The organism is Caulobacter sp. GW821-FHT09B11, from assembly GCF_059418205.1.
In genome coordinates this window covers 58230-76372 of the sequence record NZ_JBWKPK010000012.1, presented here as the reverse complement: position 1 = coordinate 76372, position 18143 = coordinate 58230, and the positions used below count along the sequence as shown (strand labels likewise).

Annotated in this window: 13 protein-coding genes and 1 pseudogene; 5 read left to right on the top strand and 9 right to left on the bottom strand. The window is 69.7% G+C overall.

Annotated elements, in window-relative coordinates:
• Window position 1 precedes the first annotated feature (1 nt).
• Window positions 2–988 carry a family 43 glycosylhydrolase gene (locus AC07N1_RS11125; protein ID WP_494671865.1) on the top strand — a complete coding sequence of 329 codons (987 nt, stop codon included), beginning with the start codon at window positions 2–4 and terminating at the stop codon, window positions 986–988.
• Window positions 985–2007 carry a glycoside hydrolase family protein gene (locus AC07N1_RS11120; protein ID WP_494671864.1) on the top strand — a complete coding sequence of 341 codons (1023 nt, stop codon included), beginning with the start codon at window positions 985–987 and terminating at the stop codon, window positions 2005–2007. The genes AC07N1_RS11125 and AC07N1_RS11120 overlap by 4 nt, the downstream gene beginning before the upstream one ends.
• A 23-nt stretch (window positions 2008–2030) precedes the next feature.
• On the opposite strand, the pseudogene AC07N1_RS11115 reads toward AC07N1_RS11120, so the two are convergent.
• The 7 genes and pseudogenes from AC07N1_RS11115 to AC07N1_RS11085 form a co-directional block, all read right to left on the bottom strand.
• Window positions 2031–2123: pseudogene (locus tag AC07N1_RS11115) on the bottom strand (hypothetical protein); the annotation flags it as partial.
• A 27-nt stretch (window positions 2124–2150) separates the two neighbouring features.
• The gene (locus tag AC07N1_RS11110; protein WP_494671863.1) at window positions 2151–3683 is read right to left on the bottom strand and encodes a CoA-acylating methylmalonate-semialdehyde dehydrogenase; all 1533 of its coding nucleotides are present in this window, start codon (window positions 3681–3683) and stop codon (window positions 2151–2153) included.
• Window positions 3680–4489, bottom strand: a complete 810-nt coding sequence (gene iolB / locus AC07N1_RS11105) for a 5-deoxy-glucuronate isomerase (RefSeq protein ID WP_494671862.1) — start codon at window positions 4487–4489, stop codon at window positions 3680–3682. Before iolB ends, AC07N1_RS11110 begins: the two co-directional genes overlap by 4 nt.
• Window positions 4490–4640: 151 nt before the next feature.
• Window positions 4641–5540, bottom strand: coding sequence for a myo-inosose-2 dehydratase (gene iolE / locus AC07N1_RS11100; RefSeq protein WP_494671861.1), 900 nt, complete (start codon window positions 5538–5540; stop codon window positions 4641–4643).
• 3 nt (window positions 5541–5543) lie between these two features.
• The gene (gene iolD, locus AC07N1_RS11095; protein WP_494671860.1) at window positions 5544–7388 is read right to left on the bottom strand and encodes a 3D-(3,5/4)-trihydroxycyclohexane-1,2-dione acylhydrolase (decyclizing); all 1845 of its coding nucleotides are present in this window, start codon (window positions 7386–7388) and stop codon (window positions 5544–5546) included.
• Window positions 7389–9320: a bifunctional 5-dehydro-2-deoxygluconokinase/5-dehydro-2-deoxyphosphogluconate aldolase gene (locus AC07N1_RS11090; protein WP_494671859.1), complete on the bottom strand. Its 1932-nt coding sequence runs from the start codon at window positions 9318–9320 to the stop codon at window positions 7389–7391.
• Window positions 9321–9439: 119 nt separating this feature from the next.
• Complete coding sequence (locus tag AC07N1_RS11085) at window positions 9440–10315, bottom strand: MurR/RpiR family transcriptional regulator (RefSeq protein ID WP_494671858.1); 876 nt, start codon at window positions 10313–10315, stop codon at window positions 9440–9442.
• A 253-nt stretch (window positions 10316–10568) separates the two neighbouring features.
• Here AC07N1_RS11085 and iolG point away from each other — a divergent pair, with 253 nt between their 5' ends.
• Window positions 10569–11555, top strand: a complete 987-nt coding sequence (gene iolG / locus AC07N1_RS11080) for an inositol 2-dehydrogenase (RefSeq protein ID WP_494671857.1) — start codon at window positions 10569–10571, stop codon at window positions 11553–11555.
• A 129-nt stretch (window positions 11556–11684) separates the two neighbouring features.
• Here iolG and AC07N1_RS11075 read toward each other — a convergent pair whose 3' ends face one another.
• Together AC07N1_RS11075 and AC07N1_RS11070 are read right to left on the bottom strand one after the other, a co-directional pair.
• On the bottom strand, window positions 11685–13118 hold the full coding sequence (locus AC07N1_RS11075; RefSeq protein WP_494671856.1) for an OprO/OprP family phosphate-selective porin: 1434 nt from the start codon (window positions 13116–13118) through the stop codon (window positions 11685–11687).
• Window positions 13119–13209: 91 nt separating this feature from the next.
• Window positions 13210–14541, bottom strand: coding sequence for a dicarboxylate/amino acid:cation symporter (locus AC07N1_RS11070; RefSeq protein ID WP_494671855.1), 1332 nt, complete (start codon window positions 14539–14541; stop codon window positions 13210–13212).
• 207 nt (window positions 14542–14748) lie between these two features.
• On the opposite strand from AC07N1_RS11070, the gene AC07N1_RS11065 reads away from it, so the two are divergent.
• Together AC07N1_RS11065 and AC07N1_RS11060 are read left to right on the top strand one after the other, a co-directional pair.
• Window positions 14749–16590 (top strand): sensor histidine kinase, encoded by a 1842-nt coding sequence (locus AC07N1_RS11065; protein ID WP_494671854.1) that lies wholly within the window; start codon window positions 14749–14751, stop codon window positions 16588–16590.
• Entirely contained in the window at window positions 16587–17948 is a 1362-nt protein-coding gene (locus tag AC07N1_RS11060; protein WP_494671853.1) for a sigma-54-dependent transcriptional regulator, read from the top strand. The genes AC07N1_RS11065 and AC07N1_RS11060 overlap by 4 nt, the downstream gene beginning before the upstream one ends.
• Window positions 17949–18143 lie beyond the last annotated feature (195 nt).

Here is an 18143-nt window from a genome sequence, read left to right as displayed (position 1 = left end):
CATGACCATCGCCCCGATTGCCGAAGCCGGCGAGTCCAAGGAGTTCCCGATGAAGCGTCTCGCCCTCTCGCTCGCCGTCCTGCTGGCCGGATCGGCCCTCGCCAGCGCCGCCCTGGCCGGCGAACCGATCAGCCCGCGCTTCAACGCCGACCCGTCGCCGCACGCTTTCAAGAGCGGCTACTACCTCTACGCCACCGACGACGCGTCCAACTCGGGCAAGTACTGGGACTCGACGACCTGGCGCCTCTACACCTCCAAGGACCTCAAGACCTGGAAGGACGGCGGCGCGTTCCTGGGGGTCACGGTGTTCAAGTGGGCCAAGCCCGACGCCAAGGCCTGGGCGCCCGAGGCGGCCTATCGCGACGGCAAGTACTACTTCTACGCCCCCGTCGGCGGCGACAAGATCGGGGTGGCGGTGGCCGACCGTCCGGAGGGGCCGTTCGTCGACGCCATCGGCGCGCCACTGGTCGACAAGGCCCGCGACGCCAACGCCGGCGCCGAGCCGATCGACCCGCAGGTGCTGATCGACGACGACGGTCAGGCCTACATGCTGTTCGGCACCCGCGTGCCCAAGATCGTCAAGCTGGGCAAGGACATGAAGAGCCTGGCCGGCCCGATCCAGGACATCGCCGTCACCGGCTTTCCCACCGACGACCCGAAGAAGAAGTACGGAGAAGCCCCGTTCCTGCACAAGCGCAAGGGCCTGTACTACTTCAGCTTCTCGACCGGCTGGCCGGGCCAGATCGTCTATGCGACCTCGAAGACGCCGCTGGGCCCCTACGCCTATCGCGGCGTGATCTTCGACTACCTGAAGATCTCGACCAACCATCAGGCCATCCTGCAGGACAAGGGCAGGACCTGGTTCTTCTATCACGACAACCTGCTGCCCGGCGGCGGCGACCACCGCCGCTCGATCGCCATCGAGCCGCTGACCTACGGTTCCGACGGCGCGATCGTGGAAGTGCGCCCCGGGAAGAAAGCGCCGTGAAGGGCAAGGCGCGACGCTCGGCGCTGATCGCGACCCTGCTGCTCGGCCTGCTCGCTCCCGGCCTGGCGGCGGCGCAGACGGCGCCCAAGCCGCTCTACCGGGATCCGGTGCTGGACGGCGCGGCCGACGTGTCGATCGTCTGGGACCGCGCGGCGCATCTGTGGACGATGTTCTACACCAACCGGCGCGCCACCTTGCGTCTGCCCGATCCGGCGGACGTCGCCTGGGTGCACGCCACCCCGATCGGCGTCGCGACCTCGGCCGATGGCGTGACCTGGCGCTACAAGGGAACCGCGACCTTCCCGCAGGCCTGCACGGGCGTGACCCTGTGGGCGCCGGAGCTGTTCTACGAGCAAGGCGTCTACCACCTGTGGCTCACCATCGTGCCCGGCGTCCACCACCGCTGGGGCGAGCCCGGCGCGACGACGAAGATCGTGCACCTGACGAGCGCCGACCTTTCCGGCTGGACCTGCCGCGAGACGCTCGACCTGGGCTCGGACCAGATCATTGACGCGTCGGTCGTGCGCCTGAAGGACCGCTATCGCCTGTATTATCGAGACTCCCGGCCCAGGACCCGCCTCAAGGCCGTCGACAGCCAGGACCTCAAGACCTGGACGCCCGCGCCGGAGGGCGACATCACCAAGGGCGCGGCCGAGGGTCCCAAGGCCTTCCGGTTCAAGGGACGCTGGTGGCTGATCGCCGACGTCTGGAAGGGCCTGCTGGTGCTCCAGTCCAAGGACGGGCTGCACTGGACCGAGCAAGCCGATCGGCTGCTGCAGGCGCCGGGCGCGCTGCCGACCGATCGCGGCATCGGCCAGCATCCCGACGTCGTGGTCAGCGGCGGACGGGCCTTCATCTACTATTTCGTGCATCAGGGCGCCGAGCCGGAAGCCCAGAGCGATCCCTACTGGAAGCAGAGGACTGTCATCCAGGTGGCGGAGCTGAAGCTCGTCGGGGGCCGGCTGACGGTAGACCGCGACGCACCGGTGAAGTTCCGCCTACGGCCTCCACGGCGGTAGGCAGGGACGGCGACGCTCAGGCGAAAACCTCGTCCTTCGACAAGCTCAGGATGAGGTTTTCCAGCGCCGCGCCTGCAATGGTCCTCATCCTGAGCTTGTCGAAGGACGAGGACCACGCAAGGTGGTTTGGGGAGAGCGCCGCCTCACCGCATGGTCGGGATGACGAAGCTCTGGTCGAGCACGGCGCCGCCCTTGGGCCAGCGCTGGGTGACGGTCTTGGTGCGGGTATAGAAGCGCACGCCGTCCAGGCCGTACTGGTTGAGGTCGCCGAAGCCCGAGCGTTTCCAGCCGCCGAAGCTGTGATAGGCCACCGGTACCGGGATCGGCACGTTGATCCCGACCATGCCGACCTCGACCTGGTCGGCGAACTCGCGCGCGGCGTCGCCGTTGCGGGTGAAGATGGCCACGCCGTTGCCGTACTGGTGGCGCGAGGCGAGATGGATCCCCTCCTCCAGGCTCTCGGCGCGGACCATCTGCAGCACCGGGCCGAAGATTTCGTCCTGGTAGGAGCGGCTGGTCGGCCCCACGTGGTCGAACAGGGTCGGGCCGACGAAGAAGCCGTCCTCGTGGCCTTGCAGCGCAAAGCCGCGACCATCGACTACCAGCTCGGCGCCCTCGTCGACGCCCAGCTGGATGTAGCTCTCGATCCGCGCCTTGTGGGCGGCGCTGACGACCGGGCCGTAATGGGCCTCGGCGTCGGTGCTGACGCCGACCCGCAAGGCCCCGATCGCCGCGACCAGCTTCTCGCGCAGGGCCAGCGCGGTCTTCTCGCCGACCGGCACGACCACCGGCAGGGCCATGCAGCGCTCGCCGGCCGAGCCGTAGGCCGCGCCGATGATGTCGGCGGTGGCCTGGTCGAGGTCGGCGTCGGGCAGGACGACGCCATGGTTCTTGGCGCCGCCCATGGCCTGGACGCGCTTGCCGGCCGCGCCGGCGCGATGGAACACCGACTGGGCGATGTCAGAGCTGCCGACGAAGCTGACGGCCTTGATGTCCGGATGGTCGAGGATGGCCTCGACGCAGTCCTTGTCGCCCTGGACGACGTTGAGAACGCCCGGCGGCAGGCCGGCCTTGATCATCAGTTCGGCCAGGCGCACCGGCACCGACGGATCGCGCTCGGAAGGCTTGAGGATGAAGGCGTTGCCGCAGGCGATGGCCGGACCGAACATCCACATCGGGATCATGGCCGGGAAGTTGAACGGGGTGATCCCCGCGACCACGCCCAGCGGCTGGCGCATCGAATAGACGTCGATGCCGGGGCCGGCGCCCTGCGTGTACTCGCCCTTCAGCAGGTGCGGGATCCCGCAGGCGAACTCGATGACTTCCAGGCCGCGCTGAATGTCGCCCTTGCTGTCGGCGATGACCTTGCCGTGCTCGGACGACAGCAGGTGGGCCAGCTCCTCCATGTGGATTTCGAGCAGGCGCTTGAACTCGAACATCACCCGGGCGCGGCGCTGGGGATTGGTCGCGGCCCAGGCCGGCTGGGCGGCCTTGGCGTCGGCGATGGCGGCGTTCAGTTCCTGCGCCGAGGCCAGGGCGACGCGGGCCTGCACCTTGCCGGTGTTGGGATCGAAGACCTCGCCGAAACGGCCGGACGCGCCCTCGACGGCGACGCCGCCGACGAAGTGGGGAATGCTGCGCATGACGCGCTCCTTGTCGATGTCGCCGAGGATCATGGCTTGCGCACGATCCAGTCGTGGGCCGGGTCGTTGCGGAAGATCCACTTCCGGTGCGGGCCGGCCATGACGTTGAGATAGTAGAGGTCGTAGCCGTGCGGGGCCCCGACCGGGTGATAGCCGCGCGGCACCATGACCACGTCGCCGTCCTGCACGCAGACCGTCTCGTCCAGGCTGCGGTCGTCGGTGTAGACGCGCTGGAAGGCGAAGCCCTGCGGCGGGTTCAGGCGGTGATAATAGGTCTCCTCCAGCGCCGTCTCCTCGCCTTCGGCGGCGGTGTCGTGCTTGTGCGGCGGATAGCTGGACCAGTGGCCGCCCGGGGTGATCACCTCGACCACCAGCAGGCCGTCGGCCGGCGCCGTCTCGGGCAGGATGTTGCGGACGTGGCGGACGTTGGTCCCCTGCCCCCGCACCTCGCGCGGCATGTCGGCCTCGGCGATCAGGCGGGCCTGGCCGCCAGGCTTGCCGGGGGCGGTGCACAGGGCCAGTTCGACATAGGTGACGGCGACGACCGCGTAGGCGGCGCCGGCGGGGACGTAGACCGCGCCGGGGGCCTTGTTCTCGAACACGCTGGCGCGACCGCCGATCGCGCCGAACGACGCGTCGCCGGCGCTGACCTCGGCCGCTCCGCTCATCACGACGATGCAGGTCTCGCGGTCGGGCTCGACGCCGTCGAAGGTTTCGCCGGCGGCAAGCTTGACCACCCGGAAGCCGACATGGCTCCAGCCGGCGGACTCGGGGGTGATCTCCAGGACGGAGCCTGACACGTCAGGCGCATGCGGGCGAACGAGCAACTTGGACATCAACAGTCTCCGGCCATCCCAATTTTCGTCATCCCGGAAGCCTCGCAGAGGCTATCCGGGACCCAGGAGCTGGCGCACCGCGGTCGCCCCTGGGTCCCGGCTCTCCGCGCTACGCGCTGCGGCCGGGATGACGAGGAGTGGAGTTGAAAAGGGGTCACGCCGCCCTCAGGCCCGCCGAAGCCGCTTCGCGTTTCAGGGTGGCCAGGCCGATCTCGCCGTACTGGCGGGGATTGGCGATGGCCGGATCCTGCTCGGCCTCGACGATGATCCAGCCGGAATAGCCGATTTCGGCGAGGGCCTGCATGACGGCGGCGTAGTCGAGCGAGCCGTCGCCCGGCACTGTGAACATGCCGGCCAGCACGCCTTCGAGGAAGCTGCCCCCGTCCTGCGAAATCACCTTGCTGAACACCTCTCCCCGGATGTCCTTGCAGTGGACGTGGGCGACGCGTTCGGGGTGGTTGCGGATGATCGAGACGGGGTCGAGACCGCCCAGGGCCGCATGGCCGGTGTCGACCGTCAGGCCAACCGATGGACCGGTATTGGCCAGGAAGGCGTCGAGGTCCTCGGGTCGTTCGACGACGGTGCCCAGGTGGTGGTGGTAGGCGAACTTCAGGCCCTGGGCCTGGATGTAGTCGGCCACCTGCGTCAGCCGCGCGCCGAATTCCTTCCAACCCTCGACGTCGAGGCGCGGGGTGGCCGACAGGGCTTGTGAGCGGTCGCCATGGATGGCGTTGCTGGTCTCGGCGTGGACGAAGACGGTGCAGCCCATCGCCTTCAGCAGCGACAGGTGCGGCTGCAACGCCGCGATCTCATCCTGCGCCGACTGCACCAGCAGGTTGCCGCTGTACCACCCGCCGACGAGGTCGAGGCCGTAGCGGTCGAGCAGCGGCTTCAGCACCAAGGGATCGCGCGGGAAGACGCCGCCCAGCTCGACGCCGGAAAAGCCGATGGCCTGGCAGTCGGCCAGCACGCTCTCCAGCGGGGTGTCGCCGCCCAGTTCGGGCATGTCGTCGTTGATCCAGGCGATGGGGCTCACGCCGAAACGGATGGTCATGGGTCAGTCCCCTGTACGCTGCTGCTTGATCTTGTCTTCGTAGTCGGCGCGGGCCGCGTTGACGGCCGGGCGCGTCGAGACCTCGGGCACCGCCACGTCCCACCAGGCGCCGCCCGGCGTGGTGGGCCCCGAGTCGGTGTCGATGACCACGACATAGGTCCGGTCGCTGGCCCTGGCGCGCTGGAGGGCGGCTTCCAGTTCGGCCAGGCCGGCGACCTTCTCCGACCGCGCGCCGAGGCTCGCTGCATGGGCGGCGAAGTCGATCTCGGGCAGGGTCTGGTGGACGGTGTCGGCCAGCAGGTTGTTAAACGCCGCCCCGCCGGTGGCGGCCTGCAGGCGGTTGATGCAGCCGAAGCCGCGGTTGTCGAGCACGGTGACGATCAGCTTGGCGCCCAGCATCACCGAGGTGGCGAGCTCGGAATTGAGCATCAGGTAGCTGCCGTCGCCGACCATCACATGGACCTCGCGGTCCGGCGCGGCCATCTTCACGCCGACGGCCCCGGCGATCTCGTAGCCCATGCACGAGAAGCCGTACTCGACGTGATAGCCGCCGGGCCGGCGCGTGCGCCACAGCTTGTGCAGTTCGCCCGGCAGGCCGCCGGCGGCGCAGACCACCACGCTGTCGTCGGACGAGGCCCGCCACACGGCGCCCAGCACCTGGGCGTCGGTCGGCAGAGGCCGGTCGTCGGCCGCCGTCGCGGCGTCGAAGATCGCGTTCCAGCCGGCGACGCCGCCGGTCGCCTCAGCCGTCCAGGCTTCGGGCGCGCGCCAACCATCCAAGGCTTCGGCGAGCGCTTCGACCACCGCCTTGGCGTCGCCGACAACGCTGGTGGCGCCGTGCTTGTGGGCGTCGTGCGGGGCGACATTGACCTGGACCAGCTTGCGATCCGGTGCGCCGAACAGGGCGCGAGAACCGCTCGTGAAGTCCTGCAATCGCGTGCCGACGCCTATGACGAGGTCAGCCCGCTCGGCGGCGGCGACGGCGGCGCTCGTGCCGGTGACGCCGATCGCACCGAGGTTCAGCGGGTGATCCCAGGCCAGGCTCCCCTTCCCGCCCTGCGTCTCGGCGACCGGCAGGCCGGCGGCGGAGGCGAGGTCGGCCAGGGCGGCTTCGGCGCGGGCGTAGAGCACCCCGCCGCCGGCCACGACCAGCGGTCGCTTGGCCGCCTTGATCAGGGCGACGAGGTCGGCCAGTTCGCGCGGATCGGGACGTGGCGCGCGGATGCGCCAGACCTTCTTGGCGAAGAAAGCTTCCGGATAGTCGAAGGCCTCGGCCTGGACGTCCTGGCAGAAGGCCAGGGTCGCGGGGCCGCAGGTCGCCGGGTCGAGCATGGTCGCCAGGGCGCGCGGCAGGGCGTCGAGGATCTGCTCGGGCCGCGTGATGCGGTCGAAATAGCGCGACACCGGCCGGAAGCAGTCGTTGGCGCTGACCGTGGCGTCGCCGAAGTCCTCGATCTGCTGGAGGACGGGATCGGGCCGGCGGCTGGCGTAGACGTCGCCGGGCAGGAACAGCACCGGCAGGCGGTTCACATGGGCCAGGGCGGCGGCGGTGACCATGTTGGTCGCGCCCGGCCCGATCGAGGTGGTGCAGACCATGGCCCGCTCGCGCCGCGACTGCTTGGCGAAGGCGATGGCGGCGTGGGCCATGCCCTGCTCGTTGTGGGCGCGCCAGGTCGGCAGCACGTCGCGGGCGCCGTGCAGGGCCTCGCCCAGGCCCGCGACATTGCCGTGGCCGAAGATCGCCCAGACCCCGGCGAAGTAAGGGACCACGCCCTCGCTGGTCTCGACATGCTGCTGCGAGAGCCAGCGGACGGTCGCCTGGGCGGCGGTAAGACGGATCACGGCCATTTACGCGGCTTTCTCGGCGGCGCTCCGCAGACGCTTCCAGGCGTCCACCAGCACCTTGAACTTGCTCACCAGGGCGGCGACGGCCGCTTCGTCGTCGATGCGGCCGGCCAGCCAATCGCGAGCCACATCGTAGAAGATCGTCCGCCCCACGGCGAAGCCCTTCACGATCGGGAACGGCGCGACGACCTCGAACGAGGCGACGAGTTCGGCCTCCGGCGCCGACAGCCCCAGCAGCACCACGCCCCGGCAGAGCGGGTCGTTCTCGCGGATGGCGATCTCGATCTCGCGCCAGGCGGCCGGATCGGTCAGGGGCTCCAGCTTCCACCAGTCGGGGCGGATGCCCAGGTCGTAGAGCCGGCGCACGCCGCGCGCCACGGTCCGACTGTCGCTGTGCATGCCGGCCGGCAGGATCAGTTCGAGCAGCAGTTCGTGGCGCGTCTTGCGGCAGGCGTCGAACAACCGCAGCAGCTGACGCTCCTGGCGCTCGCGCAGTTCGACCTCGTCGTCGGGGTGATAGAAGACCAGGCACTTGACGATCTGGCTGGCCGGCCACTCGACCAGCTCGGTGGCCACGTCGGCCGAGCTTTCGAACTCCAGCGGCCGCGACTTGGGAAGCTCGATCGGGCGGGCGATCCAGTAGTCGTGGTCGGCGGCCTGGGCCAAGGCGTCGAACCCGAAGCGACCGTCCAGCAGCAGGCCAAAGCGGCTCTCGTCGCCGCCGGCCACGGCCTCGACCGCGTGCAGGGCCAGGGTCTTGAAATGCGGAATGCGTTCGGGATCGCCGCCCGTCTCGGCGATGAGGTCGAGAAACTGGCTGCGATGATCGACGGCCAGGACGGTCAGCTCGTCATAGACGCGGTCGCGGGTGGTGGCCCAGTGGATGTGCTCCAGCTCCAAATCCTCGCGCAGGCGGAACGGCCGCTCGCGGTCGGACAGGAAGGCTTCCAGTTCGACCCAGGTCGGCATGGCCGGGGTGCAGCCGTGGCGCGAGACGACGATGGCCCCGCAGGCGTTGCCCCACTCGCAGCAGGTTTCGACGCTTTCGCCGCGCAACCAGCCGCGCAGGAAGCCGGCCATGAAGGCGTCGCCCGCCCCCAGCACGTTGAACACCTCGACCTTGAACCCGCGCGCGCTGACGCCCTCGTCCAGGCTGTCGGGGATCGCACCCGGGAAGGCCACGCAGCCGTCGGGCCCGCGCTTGCAGACCAGCAGCGCGCCGGGGGCGCCGCCGCGGATCGCGCGCAGGGCGGCGATGGTGTCGGTCGAGCCGCCGAGGATATGGATCTCCTCCTCGGTGCCGACGATCAGGTCGCAGAGGGCCACGACCTCCTGCAGCTTCTCGGTGACCTGACGGTTCTCGACGAAGCGGTTCTCGCCGGCGTCCTTGCCGGCCAGGCCCCACAGCACGGGGCGGTAGTCGATGTCGAAGACCACCCGGCCGCCGGCCGCCTTCACCGCGCGGGCGGCCTTGAGGCTGGTGTCGTAGACATTGGGCTGCGACAGATGGGTGCCGTTGATCAGCACCGCGCCGGCCCTGGCGATCCAGGCCTCGTCCACGTCGGAGGGCAGCAGCGCCATGTCGGCGCAGTTCTCGCGGTAGAAGATCAGCGGAAAGTTCACCCGGTCGCGGATGCCCAGGATCACCAGGGCGGTCAGGCGGTCGGGGTCGGACAGCACGCCGGCGACGTCGACGCCCTCGCGCACCAGCTGCTCGCGGATGAAGCGGCCCATGTGGTCGGAGCCGACCCTGGTCAGCAGGCCCGTCTTCAGGCCAAGGCGCGCGCCGCCCGCGGCGGTGTTGGTCGGGCTGCCGCCCAGATACTTGGCGAAGGAGGACATGTCCTCCAGCCGGCCGCCGGTCTGCTGGCCGTAGAGGTCGACGGAGGAACGGCCGACGGTGATGAGATCAAGGGCCTTTTCGTCGTGCGCCATTCCGGTTCCACGCTACTTTTTTCTGACCGACCTCCCCGTCGGCGCCATGTAACGCATATTCCAAGCTTCCAAATCTCGCAACATTCATTTCATTTTTGAGCGCGAATGGAACGCGCGGTTCAGCCGGCCTTGCGCTTCTTGCCCTTTTCCCTGTTGGCCTCGAAGGCGAAGCCGATCACCAGGGCCTGGGCCAGGCAGATCGAGGCGGCCAGGGAGCGGAAGGTCCGCACCTCGGACTCGCGCACGTGCAGCACCAGTTCGGCCGGCTTGGCGATCGGGCTGACTAGGCTGTCGCTGATCGACAGCACCTTGGCGTCGCGCTGCACCGCCATCTCGACGGCCTGCACAGTCTCCTCGGCATAGGGGTGGTAGCTGACGGCGATCAGCAGGTCCTTGGGACCGATGGTCTGAACCTGCTGCTTGGTCAGGCCCGCCACCCCGTCGATGAACAGGGTGCGCTTGTTCACCTGCTGCAGCGAATAGGCCAGGTACGATGCCACCGGGAACGAGCGGCGGAAGCCGACCACATAGACCGTCTCGGCCTTGTCGATCAGGGCGACGGCCTTGGCCATGTCGGCCTCGCTGACCGTCTGGCCGAGGTTCTGGAGCGCCAAGGTGTTGCCCTCGACAAACTCCGACAGCACGTCGGCGCCGCTCTCGGGCTTGCGCGCCACGGCCTCGTTGAAGTGACGCACGCGCTCGCCATAGCCCAGGGCCGAGTGGCCTGACAGCAGGCCGTCGCGGAACAGCCGCTGCATCTGGCTGGCGCCGGGAAAGCCGAAGGTCTTGGCGAAGCGCACGATGGCCGAGGGCTGCACGCCGCATCGCTCTGAGATCACCGCCAGGGTCTCCAGGGCCATCTCGTTGGGCTCGTCCAGAACGTAGCGCGCAATCTGCTGCAGGCGCTTGCTCAGCGTCTCGTAGCGCTCGAGGATCGCCGCCCGCAGCTCGTCCGCGCTGGCGGGAGCGTTCGCCGCCATGATTTCTTCCGTCATCCGCGCCCCACAGTCCGATCGGTCAAATTAGAATATCCGTTCCGCGTATGAACGCCAGGGTTCAACTCACGACCAGGAATTCCACTTTACCCGTAGAGGGAATTTTTATTCCAGGCTACAGGAACACGAAGTCCCGGCCGCGTCACGAGCCGGACGAGGGAGCGGTCATGGTCGATACGACGCGATCGAACGGTCAGGCGATGGACACGCCGCCCGCTCCTGCGCTCAATCCACCGAGACCTTGAAGGTTCCCATGCACGACATCGCCATCCTCGGCGCGGGCCGCATCGGCCGCATCCACGCCAAGAACGTCGCCGGCCAGGCCGGCCTGCGCCTGAAGCATGTGGTGGACCCTGTCGCCGAGGCGGCCGAGGCGCTCGCCGCCGAGACCGGCGCCCAGGTCTCCGATCTCGATACCGCGCTGAACGATCCGTCGGTGGCGGGGGTGATCATCGCCAGCTCGACCGACACCCACCTCGACTACAGTCTGAAGGCCGTGGCGGCGGGCAAGGCGGTGTTCTGCGAGAAGCCGATCGACCAGGACCTGGCCCGCGCCCGCTCGGCCGCCGCCGAACTGGGCGCGCCCGGCGTGAAGCTGTTCCTGGGGTTCAACCGCCGCTTCGATCCCAGCTTCCAGGCCTTGCAGGCCCGACTGGCGGCCGGCGCGGTCGGCGCGCTGGAAACGGTGCACATCACCAGCCACGACCCGGCCCCGCCGCCGGTCGCCTACGTCAAGGTGTCCGGGGGGCTGTTCAAGGACATGGCGATCCACGATTTCGACATGGCCCGCTGGCTGCTGGACGAGCCGGTGACCGAGGTGTTCGCCGCCGCCAGCTGCCTGGTGGATCCCGCCATCGGCGAGGCCGGCGACGTCGACACCGCCAAGATCCTTTTGCGCACCGCCTCGGGCAAGATCTGCATGATCAGCAACAGCCGCCGCAGCGGCTACGGCTACGACCAGCGCATCGAGGCCTTCGGCTCCAAAGGTCTGGTTCGGGCCGACAACGTCACCGAGAGCACGGTCTCGGTCTGGGGCGAGGCGGGCGCGGCCAGCGACGCCTTCCAGAACTTCTTCCTCGACCGCTACGCCGAGGCCTACCGCCGGGAGATGGCGCACTTCGCGCAGATCATCCGCGGGGAAGCCCTGCCGGCGATCGGCTATGTCGACGGCGTCGAGGCCCTGGCTCTGGCCGAGGCGGCCGGCCAGTCGGCCCGGACGGGCCAGGTGGTCAAGCTGTAGGACGGATCAACCTTGACCCGCCCTGCGTGGTCCTCGTCCTTCGACAAGCTCAGGATGAGGACCATTACAGTCTCAGACGCCAGAAAAACCTCTTCCTGAGCCTGTCGAAGGACAAGGTTTTCGCCCCCGTTAGAATTCCAACTGCAGGCGGGCCTGGGCGACGGTGACGTCGGCGTCCAGCTGCGAGCCGGCGATCAGGCGGTTGTCGATGGTCGCCCGCGTCAGGTTCCCGGTCAGGCGCACATAAGAATAGGGATACCAGTTGGCGCCGAGCGTGACGGCCTTGTAGGTCCCCGCCGTGGAAAGACCGGTCTGCGAGGCCAGCGTGGCGACGCCGTTGGCCGCCATGTCGCTGAAGTCGGCGTAGTCGTAACGGGCGGCGAACTCCAGCGCGCCCAGGCCGCCCTTGTCGAGCGGATGGGCGACCTTGATCCGGCCGAACGAGCCGTTGGGATTGTAGGGCCGCGTCTCGCCGGTCGCGAACCAGCTGGCCGAGGCGTAGGCGGTGACGATGTCGAAGTCCGGCCCGCCCAGGGTGGAGCTGAGATTGGTGGCGATGCGGTCGACCTTGATCCGGGCCGCCTCGCCTTGCAGCGACAGCGCCCGGTGGATCCAGGCGGCCTCGATCCCAAGCGTGGTGTCGCCGTCGCCGACCGCCCCGGTCGAGAACAGGGTCGCGCCGGACGAGGTCTGGGACCTGAAGGCGGTGTTGGCGGCCGCCGAATAGGTGAAGCCGGTCTCCCCTCCCCGATCGCGGCGGCGCACCCAGGCGCCCAGGTGCAGGCGGTCGGCGTCAGAAAGCTGCGGCGACCAGGTGGCGCGGACAGTGGCGCCCAGCCGCTCGACGGCCTGGTTGGGATCGTAGCCGCCCGTGGTGTCGGTCTTGTTGATGTTGTCGCCCTGCAAGGCGCCCCACAGCGACCAGTTGGAGCCGGTGCGCACGGCTTCCAGCGACAGGGCGTAGCCGGCGTCGATCACGTCGCCATAGGCGCCGCGTTCCATGAAGGTGATCGACTTGAACGAGGTCAGCCCCTCCAGCGAGGCGGCCTTCTGGTTGCCGGCCAGCAGCGAGGTTTGGGCGTCGAGCTTGTACTCGATGATGGCGTCGTCCCAGCTCCAGGCGCCGCCGCTGACCGCGCCGCCTTCCAGGCGATAGCCCCAGCGGCCCGTCTGGCCCTCGACGCCCAGGAACAGCTGCCGGGCCTTGAACTGGCGGGCGTGATAGTCGGCGACGCCGTCGCGCTCGGCGACCGCGTCGACGGCGTCCAGCAGGATGCGGCCGCGCAGCTTGAAGGTCGCCCCCGAGGCGTCGGTGAAGCGCGGCGAGTTCTCCCAGCGAACGGTCTCGGCGGCCGGTTTCGGCGGCGGGGCGGTCGGCAGGGTCGCGATCGGCGCGGCGGTGGGAGCGGCCGTAGTGACGGCGGACTGGCGCTCCAGGACGTCGATCCGCGCCTGCATCAGCTGGATCTGAGCCTTCAGGGCGGCGAGATCGGCGTCCTCGGCGCGGGCGGCGCCGGCGAAGCCGACGGCCACGAGGGCCGTGGTGGCGAAGAGAATGCGCATGGGCGTGGGTTCCCGCTCCCGCGGCGCGCGCGGGAGGAAGAGGAGGAGGAAGGGGCCGCCGCGTCGGCGGCCCGGCTGCCTTTTGGAATCGCTACTCGGCCGCGGCCGGAACCGGCTCGACGTCGGACGGGACGGCGTGACCGGCCAGGGCGGCGTCGAGGGCGTCCTTGTCGAGGGCCTTTTCCCAGCGGCTGACGACGATGGTGGCCACCGCGTTGCCGATGAAGTTGGTCAGCGCCCGGCACTCGCTCATGAACCTGTCGACGCCGAGGATCAGGGCCATGCCGGCCACGGGCACCGAGGGCACCACCGAAAGCGTGGCGGCCAGGGTGATGAAGCCGGCCCCCGTGACGCCCGCCGCGCCCTTGGACGACAGCATGGCCACGCCCAGCAGCAGCAGTTGGTCGCCGAGCGACAGGTGCACGCCCGTGGCCTGGGCGATGAACAGCGCCGCCAGGGTCATGTAGATGTTGGTGCCGTCGAGATTGAACGAATAACCGGTCGGGACCACCAGGCCGACGACCGGCTTGGCGCAGCCGGCGCGCTCCAGCTTGTCGATCAGGCTGGGCAGGGCCGATTCCGACGAGCTCGTCCCCAGCACCAGCAGCAGTTCGCTCTTCAGGTAGCGGATCAGCTTGAGGATCGAAAAGCCGTTGAACCGGGCGACCGCGCCCAGGATCACCACCACGAAGATGATCGAGGTGGCGTAGAAGGTGCCGACCAGGGCGGCCAGGTTCACGACCGAGCCAATGCCATACTTGCCGATGGTGAAGGCGAAGGCTCCGAAGGCGCCGATGGGCGCGGCCTTCATCAGGATGCCGACCAGGCGGAAGAAGGCGTGGGCGATCGACTCCAGCAGGTCGACGACCGGCTGGCCCTTGTCGCCGACCAGCACCAGCGCGACACCGAACAGGATCGAGAAGAACAGCACCTGCAGGATGTCGCCGTCGGCGAAGGCGCCCGTGACCGTGGCCGGGATAATGTTGCTGAGGAAGCCGACGATGGTCGTCTCGTGGGCCTTGGCGGCGTAGTCGGCGACCTTCTCGCTGTGCAGCGTGGCCGGATCGATGTTCATGCCCGCGCCCGGATGGACGAGGTTGCCCACCACCATGCCCAGCACCAGGGCCAGGGTGGAGAAGGTCAGGAAGTAGGCGAAGGCCTTGAGCACCACGCGGCCGAACTTGCCCAGGTCGCGCATGCCGGCGATGCCGGTGACGACGGTGAGGAAGATCACCGGGGCGATGACCATCTTCACCAGCTTGATGAAGGCGTCGCCCAGCGGCTTCAGGCTCTCGCCGAAGCCGGGCCAGAAGTGGCCGATCAGGGCGCCGGCGGCGATGGCGACCAGCACCTGGACGTAGAGGTGCGTGTACCAGGGACCGGGGCGCGGCGGCGTCGCGACGGACGGGACTTGCGGGATCATTCGGCGGGCTCCTGGCTGGCTTCCTCGCGCGCCCTTGCAGGTCGGACGCTTGGATCCAGAGTGGCGCAGCCCTCGGCAAGTGGGAGGAGCCCTCCCGAGAAAATCCGTAAGAATATGAATAAACGAGGGAATATGACGATATTGGCTCGCGTCGACACCCGAGCGCGTGCCATAATCCGCCCAGCCCGGATCCGTATTGTGTGGAATATGGCACAACCTCAACCGATCGAGCCGAAGCCGTTCGCCGCCTCGGCGCCCACCCTTTCCCGACCGCGACTGCTCGTGTTCGCCCTGGTCGCGGCGGTGACCGGCGCCCTGCTGGTCTGGTCGGTCGGAGCCCTGGTCGAGCAGCGAGCGATGACGGCGCTGCGCGCGCGGGCGGCCGCCTCGGCGGCGCTGCACGCGGCGGTGCTGCGCAGCGAACTCGACAAGCAACGCGCCCTGCCCCTGGTCCTGGCCGACGACGCCGACCTCGAAGCCGCCCTCGCCAGCCGCTCGCCCGCCAGGCTGGAGGCGCTGTCGCGCAAGCTGGAGGCGCTGGGCGTGCAGGCGCGGGCCGCGGCGGTCTATGTCATCGCGACCGACGGCGTCACCGCGGCGGCCAGCAACTGGCGGCTGCCGACCAGCTTCGTCGGCTCCGACTACGGCTTTCGCCCCTATTTCACCCAGGCCCTGCGCAGCGGCTACGCCGAGCAGTTCGCCCTGGGCACGGTCAGCCGCAAGCCCGGCCTCTACCTGGCCCGCCGTGTCGACGGCCCGTCCGGACCGTTGGGCGTGGTGGTGGTCAAGCTGGAGTTCGACGGCGTCGAAGCGGCCTGGCGCGCCATCGGCGAACCGGCCTTCGTGGTGGACCGCCAGGGGCTGGTGCTGATCACCAGCCAGCCCGAATGGCGCTTCCTCGCCCGTGATCCTCTGCCGCAAACCAGGCGGGACGCCCTGCGCGCCGGTGGCCAGTATGGCGGCGCGACGTTCAGCCCTCTGCCCTTGCGCCAGAAGTCCGGCGCCGTGACCCGGACCGATACGCCCCGCGCCGAACGCCAGATCGAGACGCGCCTGCCCGACATCGCCCCCGGCTGGACCCTGCACCTCCTGAGCACCGCCGTTCCCGCCGAGCAGGCCGCGGCGGCGGCGCGGTGGATCACCGCCCTGGTCTGGACCCTGCTGAGCGCGGCCCTGCTGTGGCTGTGGGTGCGGCGGCGGCGCATCCACCTGGCCGCCCTGCGCGATCGCGAGACGCGCCTGGAGCTGGAACGACGGGTCGAGGAGCGCACCCACGAACTGACCGACGCCAACCGGGCCCTGTCGCACGAGGTCGAGGAGCGCCAGCGCACGGAAACCCGGCTCCGCTCGTTGCAGGCCGACCTGGTGCAGGCCAACAAGCTGGCGTCCCTGGGCCAGATCGCCGCCGGGGTGGCGCACGAGATCAATCAGCCGGTGGCCGCCATCCGGGCCAACGCCGACAACGGCCTGCTGCTGATCGGCCGAGGTCTCGCCGACGCCGCCGGCGAGACCTTCACCGCCATCGTCGCCATGACGGAGCGGATCGGCCGGATCACCGACGAACTGCGGGCCTTCTCGCGCAAGGCCGACGGCCGGGTCGAGCCGACCCTGGTCACCGAGGTGATCGACGGCTCGGTGCTGCTGACCGCAAGCCGGTCGCGACGCCAGGAGGCCCGCCTTGTCCGCCTGGGCGAGACGGCGGGCCTTAGCGTACTGGGCGAACGGGTCCGGCTCGAACAGGTGCTGGTCAACCTGCTGCAGAACGCCTTCGAGGCGGTGGGCGGTCGCGCCGACGGCGTCGTCACCGTCACGGTGCGAGAAGACGTGGACACGGTCGAGATCGCCGTCGGCGACAACGGTCCGGGTCTGGCGCCCGAGGTGGAACGCGCCCTCTTCACGCCGTTCCTGACCACCAAGCCGCGCGGCCTTGGCCTGGGCCTGGTGATCGCCCACGACATCGCCGTCGACTTCGGCGGCCAACTGACGGCGACCTCGGCGCCCGGCCAGGGCGCGACCTTCATCCTGACCCTGCGCAAGGCCGTTCCATGAGCGCGCCGGCCGGCAGGATCCTGCTCGTCGACGACGACGAGGCGTTGCGGGTCGCGCTGGCGCAGGGCCTGACGCTGCGCGGCTTCGACGTCGCGGCGCTCGACAACGCCCCGGCGGCGCTGAAGGGACTGGCGCGCGACTTCGACGGGGCCGTGGTCTCGGACGTGCGCATGCCGGGCATGGACGGCCTGGCGCTGTTCCAGCGCGTCCAGGCGATCGACCCCGACATTCCGGTGCTGCTGATCACCGGCCACGGCGACGTCGCCATGGCCGTCGCCGCCTTGCAGGACGGGGTCTACGACTTCGTCTCCAAGCCCTTTCCGATGGAGCGGCTGACGGCGGCCCTGTCGCGCGCGCTGGAGAAGCGCCGGCTGGTGCTGGACAACCGCCGCCTGGAGGCCGCCGCCCAGAGCCCCGGCGGCTCGATGCTGCTCGGCGACACGCCGGTCATGCAGCGCCTGCGCGCCACCATCGCCCAGTTGGCCGAGGCCGAGGTCGACGTGCTGATCCAGGGCGAGACCGGCGTCGGCAAGGGCCTGGTCGCCCAGGCCCTGCATCGCGGCGGCGCCCGGCGCGCCCGACCGATGGTCGCGGTCAACTGCGCCGCGCTTCCCGAGGCCGTGTTCGAGACCGAACTGTTCGGCGCGGCCGGCGGCGCCGGCGGCCTTCGCCCCACGATCGGCCGCATCGAGCGCGCCGATCGCGGGGTGCTGTTCCTCGACGAGATCGAGGGCCTGTCGCCCACCCTGCAGGCCAAGCTGCTGCGGGTGGTCGAGGAGCGCGAGATCTGGCCCGTCGGCGCCTCCGAACCACGCCACCTGGATCTGCGGATCGTCGCGGCCAGCAAGGTCGACCTGGCCGAGGCCGTGCGCGACGGCGCCTTCCGCGCCGACCTCTATTACCGCCTGAACGTGGTGACCCTGGTGGCTCCGCCCCTGCGCGAGCGACGCGAGGACGTGCCCGCGCTGTTCGGCCACTTCCTGGCCGAGGCCGCGGCCAGGCTGCGGCGGCCGGCGCCGCGCCTGACGGCGGCGATCCGCGACCACCTGCTGGGGCATGACTGGCCGGGCAACGTGCGAGAGCTGGCGCACTACGCCGAGCGCGTGGCCCTGGGCCTGCCCTCGGCCGGCCTGGGCGAAGACGGCGCCGCGCCCGGCCTCGACGAAGGCCTGGCCGAACGCATGGGCCGCTACGAGGCGATGGTCATCCGCGAGACCCTGGCGGCCTGCGGCGGCGACGCCCGCACGGCGATGACGCTGCTGCAGACCCCGCGCAAGACCTTCTACGACAAGCTGCGTCGTCACGGCATCGACATCGATCGCTACCGATCGGCAAGGTCCGCCCGCCAGGGCGGCTAGGCCCGGCGCACGCTGATCCGCCCCGCGGATCGGCGACAGCCCATCGTGATTTCCTCAAACCGACGACGACGCACAGGCGACCGCCCAGGCGGGCGAAAGCGCGTCCGAAGCGCGCGCGGCGCCTGTTTTTCAGGGCGCGCGGATACGGGAGCGACCTGCCGTCGCAACCCTGGGATATATCGTATAATTTATTTT

Excerpts from the sequence above, each read along its gene's own strand:
- iolE (WP_494671861.1), bottom strand. The coding sequence starts at position 5,540 with ATGACCATCCGTTTCGGCGTGAGCCCCATCGCCTGGATCAACGACGAC.
- AC07N1_RS11125 (WP_494671865.1), top strand. The coding sequence starts at position 2 with ATGACCATCGCCCCGATTGCCGAAGCCGGCGAGTCCAAGGAGTTCCCG.
- AC07N1_RS11075 (WP_494671856.1), bottom strand. The coding sequence starts at position 13,118 with ATGCGCATTCTCTTCGCCACCACGGCCCTCGTGGCCGTCGGCTTCGCC.
- AC07N1_RS11070 (WP_494671855.1), bottom strand. The coding sequence starts at position 14,541 with ATGATCCCGCAAGTCCCGTCCGTCGCGACGCCGCCGCGCCCCGGTCCC.
- AC07N1_RS11090 (WP_494671859.1), bottom strand. The coding sequence starts at position 9,320 with ATGGCGCACGACGAAAAGGCCCTTGATCTCATCACCGTCGGCCGTTCC.
- iolG (WP_494671857.1), top strand. The coding sequence starts at position 10,569 with ATGCACGACATCGCCATCCTCGGCGCGGGCCGCATCGGCCGCATCCAC.
- AC07N1_RS11085 (WP_494671858.1), bottom strand. The coding sequence starts at position 10,315 with ATGACGGAAGAAATCATGGCGGCGAACGCTCCCGCCAGCGCGGACGAG.
- AC07N1_RS11110 (WP_494671863.1), bottom strand. The coding sequence starts at position 3,683 with ATGATCCTCGGCGACATCGACAAGGAGCGCGTCATGCGCAGCATTCCC.
- AC07N1_RS11060 (WP_494671853.1), top strand. The coding sequence starts at position 16,587 with ATGAGCGCGCCGGCCGGCAGGATCCTGCTCGTCGACGACGACGAGGCG.
- iolD (WP_494671860.1), bottom strand. The coding sequence starts at position 7,388 with ATGGCCGTGATCCGTCTTACCGCCGCCCAGGCGACCGTCCGCTGGCTC.
- AC07N1_RS11065 (WP_494671854.1), top strand. The coding sequence starts at position 14,749 with ATGGCACAACCTCAACCGATCGAGCCGAAGCCGTTCGCCGCCTCGGCG.